This window comes from Vreelandella mediterranea, from assembly GCF_970647075.1.
Map to the genome: position 1 here is coordinate 3340258 of NZ_OZ310198.1, position 15755 is coordinate 3356012.

At 59.1% G+C, this 15755-nt stretch carries 13 protein-coding genes; 4 read left to right on the top strand and 9 right to left on the bottom strand.

The annotated features are described in order from the left end of the window. Positions 1-20: 20 nt before the first annotated feature. On the bottom strand, positions 21-650 hold the full coding sequence (locus ACWFVE_RS15450) for a hypothetical protein (protein WP_447530148.1): 630 nt from the start codon (positions 648-650) through the stop codon (positions 21-23). Between the two features lie 187 nt (positions 651-837). On the opposite strand from ACWFVE_RS15450, the gene ACWFVE_RS15455 reads away from it, so the two are divergent. Further along, entirely contained in the window at positions 838-2157 is a 1320-nt protein-coding gene (locus ACWFVE_RS15455; RefSeq protein WP_447530149.1) for an NRAMP family divalent metal transporter, read from the top strand. A gap of 15 nt (positions 2158-2172) precedes the next feature. Here ACWFVE_RS15455 and hpxO read toward each other — a convergent pair whose 3' ends face one another. After that, entirely contained in the window at positions 2173-3375 is a 1203-nt protein-coding gene (gene hpxO / locus ACWFVE_RS15460; protein ID WP_447530150.1) for an FAD-dependent urate hydroxylase HpxO, read from the bottom strand. Positions 3376-3523: 148 nt separating this feature from the next. Beyond that, the gene (locus ACWFVE_RS15465; RefSeq protein ID WP_447530151.1) at positions 3524-4447 is read right to left on the bottom strand and encodes a LysR family transcriptional regulator; all 924 of its coding nucleotides are present in this window, start codon (positions 4445-4447) and stop codon (positions 3524-3526) included. A 148-nt stretch (positions 4448-4595) separates the two neighbouring features. Between ACWFVE_RS15465 and speB the strand changes: the two genes are divergently transcribed. Continuing rightward, positions 4596-5498 carry an agmatinase gene (gene speB / locus ACWFVE_RS15470; RefSeq protein ID WP_447530553.1) on the top strand — a complete coding sequence of 301 codons (903 nt, stop codon included), beginning with the start codon at positions 4596-4598 and terminating at the stop codon, positions 5496-5498. Between the two features lie 126 nt (positions 5499-5624). On the opposite strand, the gene ACWFVE_RS15475 is transcribed toward speB, so the two are convergent. Beyond that, complete coding sequence (locus ACWFVE_RS15475; protein WP_447530152.1) at positions 5625-6641, bottom strand: hypothetical protein; 1017 nt, start codon at positions 6639-6641, stop codon at positions 5625-5627. Between the two features lie 390 nt (positions 6642-7031). On the opposite strand from ACWFVE_RS15475, the gene ACWFVE_RS15480 reads away from it, so the two are divergent. Together ACWFVE_RS15480 and ACWFVE_RS15485 are read left to right on the top strand one after the other, a co-directional pair. Then, entirely contained in the window at positions 7032-8489 is a 1458-nt protein-coding gene (locus tag ACWFVE_RS15480; protein ID WP_447530153.1) for a carbohydrate porin, read from the top strand. Positions 8490-8684: 195 nt separating this feature from the next. After that, positions 8685-9725, top strand: a complete 1041-nt coding sequence (locus ACWFVE_RS15485; RefSeq protein ID WP_447530154.1) for a LacI family DNA-binding transcriptional regulator — start codon at positions 8685-8687, stop codon at positions 9723-9725. Between the two features lie 35 nt (positions 9726-9760). Here ACWFVE_RS15485 and ACWFVE_RS15490 read toward each other — a convergent pair whose 3' ends face one another. From ACWFVE_RS15490 to ACWFVE_RS15510, 5 genes are read right to left on the bottom strand one after another with little or no spacing between them, the layout of a single operon-like run. Further along, positions 9761-10516, bottom strand: coding sequence for a TSUP family transporter (locus ACWFVE_RS15490; RefSeq protein ID WP_447530155.1), 756 nt, complete (start codon positions 10514-10516; stop codon positions 9761-9763). Next, entirely contained in the window at positions 10516-12627 is a 2112-nt protein-coding gene (locus ACWFVE_RS15495; protein WP_447530554.1) for an alpha-glucosidase, read from the bottom strand. Before ACWFVE_RS15495 ends, ACWFVE_RS15490 begins: the two co-directional genes overlap by 1 nt. Beyond that, complete coding sequence (locus tag ACWFVE_RS15500) at positions 12579-13346, bottom strand: SDR family NAD(P)-dependent oxidoreductase (RefSeq protein ID WP_447530156.1); 768 nt, start codon at positions 13344-13346, stop codon at positions 12579-12581. The genes ACWFVE_RS15495 and ACWFVE_RS15500 overlap by 49 nt, the downstream gene beginning before the upstream one ends. A 9-nt stretch (positions 13347-13355) precedes the next feature. After that, on the bottom strand, positions 13356-14804 hold the full coding sequence (locus ACWFVE_RS15505) for an NAD-dependent succinate-semialdehyde dehydrogenase (protein WP_447530157.1): 1449 nt from the start codon (positions 14802-14804) through the stop codon (positions 13356-13358). A 43-nt stretch (positions 14805-14847) separates the two neighbouring features. Next, entirely contained in the window at positions 14848-15729 is an 882-nt protein-coding gene (locus ACWFVE_RS15510) for an SMP-30/gluconolactonase/LRE family protein (RefSeq protein WP_447530158.1), read from the bottom strand. Between the last annotated feature and the right edge of the window lie 26 nt (positions 15730-15755).

Consider the following 15755-nt stretch of genomic DNA (forward strand, 5'->3'; position numbering starts at 1 on the left):
AGCGCTTATCCGGCATCGCTTCACGCATAGGCGGTGGAGGAGACCTTCTTCCGCTCCAGGCGCCCTAGCTGGTAAAGGTCGTTCAGGTAGAAATCCAGCTGCCCGATCAGGTAATTCAGCGGTATGAGCAGAAAAATCAGCACCATCAGAATGACCGGCTCGTTCAGCCAACCAAGCGAGGGAGTGATGACAGGATAAAGCAGCGTGTAGATACTCATGCCGCCCAAAAACTGGGCAATGAGGCTATTGAGTATGACCAGGCCGATAAAAAGCGGCCGCCAATCGCGCCGGGGCAACGCCATGCTGCCCACAAGCGGAAGACGCGCGGTCAAACGGGGGCCAAAACGCAGCTGTGAGCGACGACGCAGTAGCGCCATGGCGGCTTCATCGTCCTCGCGCTCGAACGCCTCCCGAGCCAACGTCTTATCGAACTCCGTTCCCAGCGCCGTTTCTACCGCCTGGTCGAACTCCTGGCCACCGCTTTCCCGGTCGCGCTCCGCCGCCGCCTTGAGTGATTCAAGGCGCGCTCGGTCCTTCATCGAAAGCTTCTTGTGATTATCGAAATTGATGGCGTAGTTGACCGCGTAGAGCTGATAAAGCGTGGCGGTGACGCCGATAAAGATCAAAGCGTAAACAATCGCACTAAGCATGGGCGGGCCTACTCATAAGATGGGTGGTTTAGAGTCAATCAAGCGTTACTTATATTTAACAATATCTGCGTCTATATTCGAATGTGGCATGAAAGCGCAGTCAAGCTAAGCTACCATAGCGCCACGCGCAGCACGGGCAAAAAAACAACACCGCCTGACTGGTTATCTGGCTCACAAGGAGCATGTCATGCCCTCTCAACACTCCACTTCCTTGAGTGGCGATGCACCCCATCGACCGTCCCATGCCAAAAAATACCTGGCGGCGCTGGGCCCCGGCTTTCTGTTTGCAGGCGCGGCGATTGGTACCTCCCACGTGGTGCAATCTACAAGAGCCGGCGCCGAGTACGGTATTGGGCTTTTGGGCTTTATTCTACTTGCGGTGCTCTTGAAGTATCCTTCGTTCTTCTTTGGCCCGTTTTATGTCAGCGTCACCGGGCAATCCCTGGTCGAAGGATACCGCCAAACCTTTGGTCGCTTTGTGGTCGGCCTTTTCGCGCTGGTGCAAATTCCAGTCACCGCCATCATCATCGCCGCCATCGCGATCACTACCGCAGGTCTTGCGGGCAGCATCGTGCCCCTGACGCTGAGCCCGCCCACCGTCGCGGTGATTTTGATTGCGCTTTGCGGCGTGCTCACCTTTGCCGGGGGTTACAAGCTGCTGGACTGGATCAACAAGGTATTCGTGGTGATTTTGAGCGTGACCACGATGCTGGCCGCTGCCGCCGCCCTGCCACTGGTGGAATGGACGTTCTATCCGGCCACCGCGGCATCGCCGCTCTGGAGCGTGGCCACCTTCGTCACCCTGGTCGCCGTACTGGGCCTGATGCCCTCCGACATCACACTGGCCATCATGAACTCGCTCTGGTCCGAGGCGCGCAACAAAAAACAGGGTACGCGCAGCGAGACCGCCGCCGAAAAAATCGACTTCAACATTGGCTACATCGGCGCGGGCGTGCTGGCCGCGTGTTTCGTGATCATGGGCGCGGGGGTCATGCATAGCCAGGCCATCAACCCGGCGGACGGCGCGGTCGGCTTTGCCACCCAAGTGATTAGCCTCTACACCAGCACCCTCGGCGAGTGGAGCGGCGTGGTCGTGGGCATTTCCGCCTTTACCGTCATGCTCACCACGCTTTTGACCGTGCTCGACGGTTTTCCGCGCATGATCAGCGCCTCCTGGTACACCTTTACCCGGCCCGCCGGGGCCATCGAAGAGACGCGCACCCTCGAAGGCAGCCCGGCCTTTCTGGTATCGCTGGCCGGGCTTTCGCTGCTGGCGGCGGTGATTCTCTATACGTTGATGGGCAACTTCCGGCTGTTCATGGACTTTGTCATGGTCGTGGCCTTTTTGCTGAGCCCGATTCTTGCCGCGCTGAACCACTTCACCGCCAACGGCGCGACCGTACCCCCAGCACTTCGCCCCTCGAAGCTGATCAACGCATGGAGCTGGCTGGCGATTGCCACGCTGGCGCTGTTATCCCTGGGCTATATCGTCGTGCAGTTTTTGTAAACCTCCACCGGCGGCCTAGCTCAATGGGCCGCCTACCACCGTCTTTTGGATACCTTCACGCACGCCCTGGCCATCCTCGTGCTTTAACGCCTCGTACCAGGCCTGGGTTTCGGCGGGGTTCTCGCCGTGAATCATGTCGGCGCGTTTGCGCGCCCGCGCAACGATCTCGCCCACACGCTCTACCCGGGCATGATCGTACTGCGCCAGCGCTTGCGCTAACGCCTGTGCCCTCTCGTCATTTTCCGCTAGCGCTTTATTGACCGCCTCGGCCAGCACCCAAGCGTCTTCCATCGCCTGGCAGCCGCCCTGGCCCAAATCCGGCGCCATGCCGTGGGCGGCGTCGCCCAGTAGCGCCACGCGGGTATCGATGAGCGTGCTCAACGGCTCGATATCGTGGATCTCCACCCGCGCCATACGCGCCGGGTCGAACTGATCGATCAGCCTCTGAACCGCCGGGCTCCAGCCGGCAAAGTGCGCTTTTAGCTCATCGCGGTAGTGTTCGGAATCGGCGGGCGTACCCGCTTTTAGCGGCACATCGAAGAAGCAATAGAACTCCTGCTGGCCTTCGTCGTTTCCTCCGGTGCCCATGGGCATGAGCGAGACGCGCTTGCCCTCGCCGACGTACTGATCCCAGCTTTCCAGCGGGGCCAGGTCGGGATGGGCGGCCACGCGCACGTTCCAGTTCACGTAGCCTACGTACTGGCGCTCGACACGCTGACCGACGATCTTGTTGCGAAGGCGTGAGTGCGTGCCGTCGGCCACCACCAACAGGTCGGCCTCGACGCGCTCGCCGTCTTCCAGCACGGCGGTCACGCCGTCATCATCGGCTTCGTAATCCACGCAGCTACGCCCCAGCGCGATATGTTCCGCCCCGACCGCATCGAACAGCATTTGCTGGAGCGCGGCGCGGGAAATCGGGCAGGCGCGCTGATGGACCGCGTCATAAAGCGGCGTCAGCGAGAAGTCGCTCAGCAGGTGGCCCTCATGGCTTAAATAGCGCATGCGCGTCATGTCACCGCTGATCTGCTCTACCGTGGTGCCCAGGCCCAACTGGTGCATCACTTTGACGCCGTTGGGCCAAAGCGAAATGGCCGCTCCGACCGGGCGCATGACCTCGACCCGTTCGAACACCTGCACACGGTGCCCCTGGCGCTTGAACGCAAGTGCTGCGCTCAATCCGCCCATGCCCGCGCCAATCACGACAATACTCAATGCCATAACGCCTCCCGATTCTGTAAAACAGTTGTTATAAAAAGTGGCTATCAAAGGTCTTCCACGAGCCTACCGCATCTATCGTCCAAAGCGTATATCCCCTCGCGGACGCCCGACATAACACTGCCTTGAACGAGCAATATCGGGGCCAGCCTTACGTCTCGGTGGATGCGACAAACCCGCGCAGCTTATCGAAGAGCCAGACGGTGGCGGGCTCGTGGGCGTAAAGCTCGTGCTGAATCAGCGTGAGTGTGAGCGCGCCAAGCTCACCCGGGGCGTCGACCAGGCGTACCGGCAACAGCGCGGTGAACCGCTCGGCCATACGCCGAGGAAGCGTCATCACCGCCCCGGTTAGCGCCACCACCCGCGCGGCGGCGATATAGTTAAGGTTTCGAGAGACCACCCGCCGGGTCAAGCCATGCGCGCTCAGGCAACTGTCGATAGAGCTCGGCCCTAGCCCGCTGATGTCGGCAAGCTCCACGTGGGGTAGCTTGGCGAACTCGGCCAGGCTAAGCGACGCTCCTACCTGGGCGTTGTTCGTCGCGGCCAGACATACCCACTGCTCCGCAAGCCACGGCGTTGTCACTACACCAGAGGGCAGCTCGACCTGGCTATCCAGCCCGACCACCATATCCACCTCGTGACTTTTCAATCCCTCGCCCAGCACTTGGGGCGTTATGAGCTCGATGGCAAAGCTTATATGGGGGGCGCCGCTGAGCAGCCCGCTTAGAAATGGCGGGTACATGAGCTCTTCGAAATAATCCGTCGTGGCCAGCGTAAAGTGGCGTGTGCTGGTCGCCGGGTCGAAAGCGGCCGGCGGCGCGAGGCCCTCCTGCAGCAAGGCGAGCGCTTGGCGCACCACCGGCAGCAACGCCTCGGCCCGAGGGGTGGGCAGCATCCCCTGGTCCGTACGCACGAAAAGCGGGTCGTTCAGTCCTTCTCGCAGGCGCCGGAGCGCGTGACTGATCGCGGGCTGGCTCAGGTGTAGTTTAAGCGCGGCCCGGGTCACGTGGCGCTCCTGCATCAAGGTGACGAACACCCGAAGCAGGTTGAGATCGAAGGTGTGAGGCAAGCGCATGAATCACCATCATCAATGTAGTGAATGGATTGATTCTAAACATTCATTTTATTCATTACCTAAAACCTTTTATGGTCCGGCCTTTCCCTCCTCCTCCTTTTGGAGACATCTGCCGGTGACTCAGCTCTCCCCTCTTGCCTCACCCACCATGCCTAGCCTTTACGGCGACGTGATTTCCACCTTTATGAACGTGCCCAAGGCCCTCGACCCTAAAACGAGCGATGCCGAGGTGGTGGTGAGCGGCGTGCCCTTCGATTTGGCCTGTTCCGGCCGGGCGGGTACGCGCATGGGACCCAACGCCATTCGCCAGGCCACGGCCAACCTGATTTGGGAAGGCAAGCGCTGGCCCTGGGATTTCGCGCTCGAGGAGCGCCTAAAGGTGTGCGATGCGGGGAACCTGGACTACGCCTACGGCGAACCCGAAAGCCTGGTGGACAACCTGGAAAGCCACGCCGGGCGCTGGCTAGGGGCGGGCAAAAAGATGTTGACGCTCGGCGGCGACCACTACATTACCCTGCCGCTTCTACGCGCCCACGCCCGCGAACACGGCCCCATGGCGCTGATTCATTTTGATGCCCATACAGACACCTACGAGCAGGGCACGCGCTTTGATCATGGCACCATTTTTCACCACGCCTTGAAAGAAGGACTGGTCGTGCCCGAACACTCGCTACAGATCGGCATTCGCACAAGCTATGACCGTCATCAGCACCCGTACGAAGTATTGGACGCCGACTGGGTGAACGACCATGGCCCGAAAGCGGTACTCGAAAAAATCCGCGCCCGCGTGGGCCACCACCCGGCCTACATAAGCCTGGATATCGACGGCCTGGACCCGGCGTTTGCCCCGGGCACCGGCACCCCGGTCTGCGGCGGCATGTCGACCGATTTGCTGCTGAAGGTGGTACGGGGCCTTGTCGGTATGGAGCTGGTCGGCATGGACGTGGTGGAGGTCAACCCCGCCTACGATCACGGCGAGATCACCTCACTGGCCGCCGCCACCCTGGGGCTTGAGTTTTTGTATGTGCTGGGGGCGGCCAAACGCCTTTGATAGCGACTTCATACCTTGGCGCTTTATCAATCGTGACATTCTAAAGCGCCAAGCGTAGTTCGATTAGAAACGAGCTGACATCCTCATATTCTCAGCCCCCTGCCAAGCGACGGCGGCAAACGCGTCCTACGAGTTGACGTGGCTGCTAGTGGGCGTATCACTGTCCTTTGAAGCGTCCGTGGCTTTTTCTTTCAGCCGGCGAAACTTGCCGGACATACCCTCGATTTTGGCCTCCCATTCCGGGTCCGGCGTTTGCCCCTCGATCACCTTGAAATAGACCTGCATCATGCAGGTAACGGCTAACGGCTCGAGCACGGCGACTTTCACGCTCCAGGCAAACAATAGTGCAATCAAAATGCCCGTGGCTGACCACCCGCCTGGAATGAGATACGCCACCAAAGCAGCCGGCGCCAACATGACGAGAAAGACCACGAAGGCTAGTAAATAAATAATGACCGTCAGCCAAGCGGCATTCTGCATCATCGGCTTGAGGTTCTGCCCATAAAGAATCAGGCCGTCCCGGGAGCCCGCCCACGCATTCGTTGAGCGTGTGCGCAGGCAGTACGCCAAAATCACTTCATCGATAAACCCAACCGCGATACGCAAAAACGCCTGCAGAATGTTCAAAAACTGCTGGGCCCCTGGAATGGGAAGAAGGCCGAAGACGGTTTTCACCAGGCCGATAAACGACTTGAGCACACCTTTAATCAGTTGATCGACCAGAAATAGCACGTTGGCTTGACCGAACCGCTCCTTGACGACTTGACTGGCGTGTTCAATTTGCCCACGCCCCTGGGGTAGCGTTTGTTCTTCCAGTAGCTCGACCAATACGGCGATATGTCCTGCCTTGACCATGTACAGGAGATACTCTCGCAAGAAGTACATGACGCCGCCCACGATACCAAACCCGATAGCGCCCCCCCAGAACGTGGTTGACTCCTGAAAGCCTGCGTCACCCAAACCGCCAACACCCCACCCAATACCGGCGCCGATACCAGTCATCAGCAGGTAGGCCAACGCCACCCCGAAATACACGGCTAACCGGAAAATAATAAAAGGTAACGTTTTGAGCATGAGGCCAATCGCCTGGCCAAGCCGGAAATCCCACATAGATACTCCCTTTCTTAAAAGTTGAAAATACACACACATCCAAGCCGAATGACATCGCTCACACGCCGCGATAATTCAGACAAAGCTAAAGCACCAGGAACGATAGCAAATTTTTGTTAGACCCGGGAGTTCGAGAAATGAAGTTTAAAGAAAGAAACTTACCGGCGATGCCGAGAGCGATGCCCAAAGGCGTACGAAAGCGCTTATGAATGATTACTTTTGAGTAGTGAATATGAAGCAGGACGGCCCCTCTTCCAGAAAAAGGTTTTCAACAGGGTCGATACTATCGTCTAGTACAAAATAAATTTCGTAGCGCTACGATGGCGTACTGCGTCAGCGCTCTATTTTTTTAATCGTTATATCTTAGCGCTACGAAATAACTCTGGATAACAACAACAGCTTATTAAGCAAAGGATCCTTACAATGAAGTTTTTGGCACTCGCTCCCTTAACGGCCGCCGTTGCATTTGCCGGCGTCAGTACATTCGCTCATGCAAACGACGCTGATATCGAAGCACGCCTGGCCGATCTCGAGGCGCGTTTGGAAGCAGCGGAAGCCCGCAACAATCAGCCCCAGGAACCCAATACCACATCGGTCTCTCAGCGTCTTGATGTGCTGGAAAGGCGCGCCTCCAGCGACGAGGGTCTTTCCCTCAATGGCTATGCCCGCTCGGGGCTACTCATTGGAGAGGATGGCAAAAGTATTTCAGGCGGCCCCTATGTGACACCCGTGGGCCCCTTGGGCGGCGCGGTTGGTCGCTTGGGAAACGAGCCGGATACCTACGTCAACCTGATGTTCAATTTACGCAAGCAGCTGGATAGCGGCGCCAGGTCGCTTTTCCGCGTGGCGATTGCCGACTCGGTGACCACGAGCAATGACTGGACGGCCAACGAGTCGGAACTCAACGTGCGCCAGGTGTACGTCGAGCTGGACCAGCTTCCAAGCTTTACCGGGGCATTCGAAGATGCCGCTATCTGGGCAGGTAAGCGTATCGATCGCGACACCTTCGATATCCATTGGCTGGACAGCGACGTGGTGTTTTTGGCCGGTACCGGCGCCGGGATATACGATGTAAAGCCCACCGATAACTGGCGTACCAATGTCTCGCTCTATGGACGAAGCTTTAACGACTTTCCAGTGGGTGACCCGCGCGACCCGGGGAGAGGCAGCACGGACAGCCTGATCTTGACGTCCAATAACTACGTGGGTAACTGGCAGATGATGGTCAACGCGATGTCTGCCGCTGATAACGACGACCGCCTAACGGAAAGCCGCGATACCGCCGCCGATAACGGCGCCCACGGCATGGTGGCTTACCATGGAGACACCTTTTTTGGACTCTCTGAAGGTAACTTCAAGGCGGCGCTGCTTTACGGCCAGGGGCTCGGCGCCGAGGTCAAACGCCTGGGGTCCAACGGGGATTTGATCGACGACGCTAAAACAGCCCGTTTAGCGGTCTACGGCACCACGTACCTCTCCCCTAACTGGCGTATTGCGCCGGCGCTGCTGGCCGAAACGAGTGAAGATCGGTTTTCGCAAGGGGATAGCTATCGCTGGGTTACGGCGAACGCACGGCTTGCCAACGAGCTGACGCAAAATTTCGAAATGCAGTACGAGGCGAGCTATCAATACATGGATCTCAGCCCCGAAGGGTATCGAAACCGCAATGCGGTCAGCGGGAATTTTGCCAAGTTCACCATCGCCCCCACGTTCAAGCTGGATGTAGGCGGCTTTTGGCAAAGGCCCGAGCTTCGTGCGTTTGCCTCCTACACCGATTGGGACAGCGACCTTAACGGCTATGACACTGAAGACCCCTTTGGTAATGATAACTTCACGGGCGGCCAATGGAGCTTTGGTGTACAGGCTGAAACCTTCTTTTAAGGTGCCGTTAACACCGCTCACATCGTGTTGACTGTCTTGATGTTCGTCTTTGCCCATGGAGCGCGCTCCATGGGTTTTTAGTGCTCACCCGTCGCTCCTAGCGCTACGAAAATGCCGCTTATGATATAATTAAACATGCTTTAAAGCGTGTAGGGTACCAAGCCCTCGACATCGTGTTTGCTAGAGAGCCAGGGTATGAATAATAAATCTCGCCAGCGTCGTTCGACCCAGCGCGTCACAATGAACGACGTCGCCAAGTTTGCTGATGTGTCGGCCAGCACAGTATCGCTTTATCTGCGTAAACCCGATGAGGTTTCCGGACAGTTGGGCAAGCGCATACAAGCGGCGATCGATACGCTGGGCTACGTGCCCAATTTGATGGCAGGCGCCCTTGCGGCCGCACGAACACGCGTCATTGGCGTAGTGGTTCCCTCCATGGTGAATGCCATTTTTGCCTCGACGGTCAACACCATGCAGAAAGCCCTGGGGGCACAAGGGTATCAACTGCTGCTGGGCCATAGCGACTACGCGGAGGCCGAAGAAGAGGCGGTGGTCAGAACGTTTCTGTCCTGGTCGCCCAGCGCCATGGTACTGACGGGCTTGAATCACAGCCGGGAAACCCGGCGGATGCTGAGCAATTCGGACGTTCCCGTCATCGAGATGTGGGAACTGGGCTCGAACCCGTTGGATACCCTGGTCGGCTTTTCGCATCACGATGTCGGCCGTGCTCAGGCACGTCACCTGATCGAATCCGGGTGTCAAAAGATCGCGTTTATCGGCACCCGCTTGAGCGTCGACGAACGCGCGAAGCAGCGCTGCGCCGGTAGCGAAGCGGCGCTGGTGGACCTCTTGGGCAGATCTCATACACGCGTTATCGACTGCGGGCCGGGGCGCATGGCAGAAGCGGCCAACCAGGCGTTCATCGACCTGCTCGCGAGCCATCCCGATACGGATGGCATCATTTTCGGTAACGATATGCTGGCCCTGGGTGCGATAGGTGAAGCCCAGCGGCGGGGAATCCGGATTCCTGACGATATTGCCATGATCGGCTTCGGTGACATGGACTTCAGTAACTGCACGCTCCCGCCTTTATCGACCATCCGCCCGCCCCGAGAGGAAATTGGCAACGTGGTGGCCCAGTGCGTTCTTCAACGCCTCCAGGGCCATTTGCAGGAACGTAGCCTGGATCTTGGGTTCGAATTGCTCCCCAGGGCCAGCAGCCTTCGCCAACGCTAGTTCTACGGGGTCGAATAACAAGGCGGGGCCATGCTTCAAGCCGCAAGAAGCGAAGAGGCGCATAAGCTCAAACCCGAGGCGAACAGCAGTAAAAAGGCCACCCGGCGTAAGCTTCGCTCACCAAGCGGTGGCGGGTAACGCCGCCCAAGCCAGGTAAACAGCATCACCACGGGTATCGCCGTCGCCGCCAATACCAGGATATTCAGGGTTAGCTGGCCGCTCATCCCCACGATGATCAGGCGCTGAAGCGAGTTGATTGCAAAGATCAGAAGCAAACAGTCGCGGATCACTGCCAGCGTCAGCGGCTGGCGGTAGAAGTGAAATACCAGCGGCGGGCCCGAGGTGGAGAACATGCCGCCCATAAAGCCCGACAAACCTCCAAAGAACAGAAACGATAGCCGCCCGGACCGGGCATTTTTGGGCACCGGATTAAGCACCAGCATCAAGCTACTCAAAATGATCGCTAGCCCCAAAATCAATTGCAGCCAGTGCACGTAGCTTCCGCTTAAAAACTCCAGCGCCCAAACCCCCACAATGAGCGTCGCGAAACCGCTCAGTGAGCATAAAACAATGATCTCCCAATCCAGGTTGCTCATGTTGCGATAAAGCGCCAGCGCACAGTTGAACAGACTCAGAATACTGATCAGTATGGCCACCATCGACACCGGTGCGAGCCCGGAAAGTACCACGCCCGCCATCAATATCAGCCCGAACGCGAACCCGGTGATCGTTTGGGCATAGGTGGCCAACGCCACCCAGCCCAGTAGCAGTAAGGTGGCCGAGACACTCATCACTTTTGGCCAGCCACTTCTTCAAATAGCGATGTCCAGGCACTATCGCCGCGGTAGAACACCGGGGGCTGCCCATAGGGGGCGTCTACCGTGACGCGCTGGCCGCCGGCATGGCGCTGCCCACTCCAAAGGTGTACCCACTCGACGCCTTTGGGTAAATAGACGCGCCAGTCGCTTCTACCCGCCTCGTGAACCGGCGCGACGAGCACATCCGGCCCATAGAGGTATTGATCCTGAATGGCGTAGCACTCCTCGTCCGCTTCGAAGTGCAAAAACAGTGGACGCTGTACCGGCACGCTCTTCTCGCTGCCCTCGACGACCAGTGACTTGAGATACGGCGATAAGCGCGCGTAAATGCGGCTCATGCGGGCCAGGTGTGCGGCTACTTCCTGGTCATCGAACCACTGAAGGTTCTCGGTCGGCCGGTTGGACTCGTGGGTACGCATGACCGGGGTAAAGGCGGCCATATCGGTCCAGCGCATGAACAGCTCGCCGTCGCGAGTGTTACCAAACAGGCTGGTATAGCCGCCAATATCGCTATGGTGGAAGGCGTTGCCCATCAACCCGGATGAGAGTGCGGCGCAGATAACCGTCGCCAGCCCATCATGACGTGTGAAATCGACCGATTGATCACCGGCCCAGAGCAGCGGGCAATGTGCCTGCACACCGCTGTAGCCCGCCCTCATGAAGAAGGTGGCCTCATCCGTCAGACCGGCTTCGGCAATCGCTTCTGCGTTCACCTGCGCCCAGCGTACCGGCCAGCGGTTATGCTCTTGCTTGGCACAGACGCCATTACTCAAGGTGACATCGATAGGCAGGTACTCACCAAAGTCCGCCATCCAGCCGCGCACGCCCAGATCCAGCATCTGCTGCTTGATGATGACGTCTTTAAACCAGGTGCATGCCGACGGATTGGTAAAGTCCACGACGCCGCAATCGAACTCACCAAAATCGACCACCGCCGTCTGGCCCTGCCCATCCGTCGCCAGGTAGCCCTGGGCCTGTGCTTCGGGGAAGAAGTGCCCATCCACGCACAGATAAGGGTTCACATAGCCAAGAAACTGCACGTCCTGTTGGCGCAACTCTTCGATCATCGAGTCGAGGCTTGGGTAGCGCTCGGCCTGCCAGCGCCAATCCCAGAAAAGCCTCGTACCGAAACTGGTTTCGCGCACGCCCGCCCAGTCTTCGCACCACAAGGCGGATACCGACATATTCGTGGCGAGCGCTTCGGCCAGTTTGGCTTCGGCGTGTTCCTGGCCGCGCTTGAGCCCCAAAATGACCCCGTTATACACCCATTCGGGCAGTTGGGGCTGGCGGCCAAAATGCGCGCCGATACGCTCGACCAGCTCGAGAAAGGTTGGGGCGCTGCGCAGCAAAATGGTCGATGGAACGCCCCATACCTGTAGCTCGTGGAAGGCGTCATTTCTGAAATCGAAATCCGCGTAATTGGTCGTCTCCAGGTCACAGAAGTAACGCCGCGAGGAAACGAAGGTCGGCTGGGGGTAGTTGGTGTGGTAATAGTCGCCGCCCGCGCGATTGACCACATCCGACTGCCACGTCACGTAGGTCGACTTGTCGCGCCCTACCCCGGGCTCGGACGTCCAGAGCGGGAAATGACGCCCTCTCAAATCGAAGTAGGACATCTGCTCGCCGCAACCCCATACCCGCTCTTCCTCTTGCGCCGCTAAACGCAGCCAGAAGCGGTTAACACCTTCGGAGGCGCCCAGCGACTCCAGACGAACCCCGTCTTCCACTTCGACCAAACGCAGCGTCAGCTGTACCTTGTCCTCGCGATAACGACGCAGCGCCAGCTGGATCCCGCCCGCCTCTTCAACGGCCGTTAAATGCGCCAAGGCTTCGCGACTTTCCAGATAATCCTCGATCTCGAAATTACCCCGGTACATCTCCATGCGCTCTTTGCCGCGGCCAATAAAGAAAGCCGGCGCTTCGGGTCGGTGAACAAGAAGGGCTTCGCCGCCCAGCGTCACACTTAGCTGGCCTTGTGTGGTCGTTATTTGCATAGGAGTTTCTCGTTGAAGGGGCGGCGCCGAACGCCGCTTAATCAGTTGAGGGTCAGGCCTGCATCGACGATGAAGTTCTGGCCGGTACAGCCGCGGCTCTCCTCGGAGCCGAGAAAGAGCGCCATGCGCGCGACATCATCAGCTTGAAGCCGGAATTTCAGCGCCTGCAGGTCAAGAAAGCGCTGATTGACTTCCGGCGTCAGCCAGAGCCGCTCCTGGCGCGGCGTTAGAATGGCGCCCGGCACCAGGGAGTTGACTCGAATGCCGTGCTCCCCCAGCTCCTGGGCCAGGGTGCGGGTCAACCCATTGATCGCTGCCTTGGCGGCGGTGTAGCCCACCATGCCGGGGCGCCCTCGCATCCAGGAAATGGAGCCCAGGTTGATGATGGCGCCAGTGCCGGCCGCCTTCATGGCAGGCAGTACGGATTGAGTGGCAAACACGTGATGGCGCAGGTTGATGGCCTGGCAGTTGTCCCAGTACTCAGGCGTAATGTCCTCAATGGAGTGCCGATCATCGAGCCCTGCGTTGTTGATCAGGATCTGCGTGGGCCCTTGCGCTGCCTCGATCTCTTTCACCACCGCCTGCAAGCGCTCGATATCGCGGATATCGCAGGCATGGAACGTAGCTTTCGGCCCAAGCGCTCGTACCAGCTCTTCCCCGGCATCCGTGTCGATATCCAGAAACGCGACTCGGGCGCCCTGGGCAATAAACGCCTTGACCAGCTCGGCCCCGATGCCCGACCCACCGCCGGAAATAATCACACGCTTGTCATTGAGCGACTGATACGTCACATCACGATAATCATTCATGAGAGCGCTTCACTCGATGGCCATGTTGATATATTTGGTTTCAAGGTAATCCTCGATACCCAGATAGGAGCCCTCACGACCCTGGCCCGATTGCTTGATACCGCCAAAGGGTGCCTCGCAGGTCGATACGTGACCGTTGTTGATACCGACCATGCCGTACTCCAGCGCTTCGGACATGCGCCAGGCGCGGCTCAAATCGCGGGTGTAGCAGTACGCCGCCAGCCCGTATTCGGTGTCATTGGCCTGGGCGATCACTTCGCTTTCGCTTTCGAAGCGGAACACCGGCGCCAGCGGGCCGAACGTCTCTTCACCAAAACAGGTCATCTGCGGCGTTGCGCCGGTCAGTACGGCCGGCGTCAGGAAGTTGCCTTCCTTGCGCTGCCCACCCAGCAGGAGCTGGCCGCCTTTGGCGAGCGCATCCTCGATCTGCTCCAACACCTTGTCAGCGGCCGATGCATCGATCATCGGCCCGACATCGACCCCGTCCTCGTGGCCTGGGCCCACTTTGAGCTTGGCGACCTCTTCGGCAAGGCGCTTGGTAAAGGCATCGTGGATACCGGCCTGTACGAAGATTCGGTTCGCACACACGCAGGTCTGCCCGGCGTTGCGGAATTTCGCCTGCATGACGCCTTCGATGGCCTTTTCAAGGTCGGCATCGTCGAACACGATAAACGGCGCGTTACCGCCGAGCTCCATCGACACTTTCTTGACGGTATCGGCGCTTTGCTTGAGCAGCATCTTGCCAATAGCGGTGGAGCCAGTGAAAGAGAGCTTGCGCACTTTCGGGCTTTCGGTCATGGCTTTACCGATAGCACGTGCCTCGCCGGTGACCACATTGACCACCCCGGCCGGAATGCCCGCCCGCATGGCAAGCTCCGCCATGGCAAGGGCCGAATAGGGCGTTTGCGCCGCCGGTTTGATGACGATGGTGCACCCCGCCGCCAGCGCTGGTCCGGCCTTGCGGGCAATCATCGCCGCGGGGAAGTTCCAAGGCGTAATCGCAGCACACACACCGACGGGCTGCTTGACGACCAGCAAACGGCGGTCACTTTGCGGTGTCGGGATCACATCCCCGTAAGTACGCCGGCCCTCTTCGGCAAACCACTCGAAGAAGCTGGCCGCGAAACCGATCTCACCGCGTGCCTCGGCCAGCGGTTTACCCTGTTCGGCGGTCATGAGTGCCGCCAGGTCTTCCTGGTGTTCGAGGAGCAAATCATGCCAGCGCCGCAAAAGCGCGCCGCGTGCCTTGGCGGTCATCGCCTGCCAGGCAGGCAGCGCCGCTTCGGCCGCATCGATGGCACGTAGCGTTTCGCCTTCGCCCAGCCGCGGTACCTGGCCCAGTACGCTTTCATTTGAGGGGTCGGTGACGTTACTTACGTCATTGTTATCAGCGCCTACCCACTCACCACCGATCAGGCACGCCTCACGCTGTAAAGTGGCATCGTTTAGTTTCAACATCATGTGCTCCTCAACGTTATTCGAATTCAGACCAGCTCAAACGCTAGCCAATGAACAGAGGCTCGCTCTGCCCTGCCACGTCTACGCGCATGGCAAAAAGATTCCCGGACTCGGGGTAGCGCTCGAGCTCCTCCGCCGAGCGCCCCTGGCGGGCCGAGGTAACATACAGGGTCTTTAAATCCGGCCCGCCGAACGCGCACATCGTGGGGCAACGGGCGGGCAGCGGGTACTCGGCCACGATCTCCCGCGCCGGCGATAAGCGCACCACCCGGCCGCCCTCGTAAAGTGCTGACCAGTAGTAACCTTCGCTATCGACCGCCGCCCCGTCGGGGCGCCCGTTACCAAAGGGGAAGCGATGAAACACTTCCCGCGGGCCCGCTATATCACCGGTTTCCGGGTTAAGGGGGTAGCGGTAAATCACGTGATTGGGCGTATCGGAGTGATAGGCCCAGCTACGGTCCGGCGGGAACGCGACGCCGTTGGAGACCTTGATATCACCCGCGAGCCGACGGCATTGGAGCTCTGCATCGACCTGAAAAAGCGACGCGGCCGGTACGTCCCGGGGCTCATGAATGGTGCCCGCCCAAAAGCGCCCCCAAGGGTCGACACGGCCATCATTGAAGCGGCTAATCGAGGTATCCTCGACCGGGCGCGCCACGCAGTGATCCAATTGCGCTTCGCTGTCCAGCAGCCATATTCCCGAACGCAGCCCTGCAATGAAACCGCCCCCCTGGCGGCGCCCGAAACAGCCGATATTTTCCGGCATCGGCCACTGCTGGTTCTGCTGAGTGGCCGGGTCAAACCGATTCAGGGCAGGGGCTTCGATATCCACCCAGTAAAGCGCCTGCTGGTCTTCGGCCCATACCGGGCACTCGCCGAGCAGGGCCTGAGCAGGCAGAACCGTCGTGAAGGAAGTATCCATCATGGTCACTCTCGAATCTCGGTTGCAGA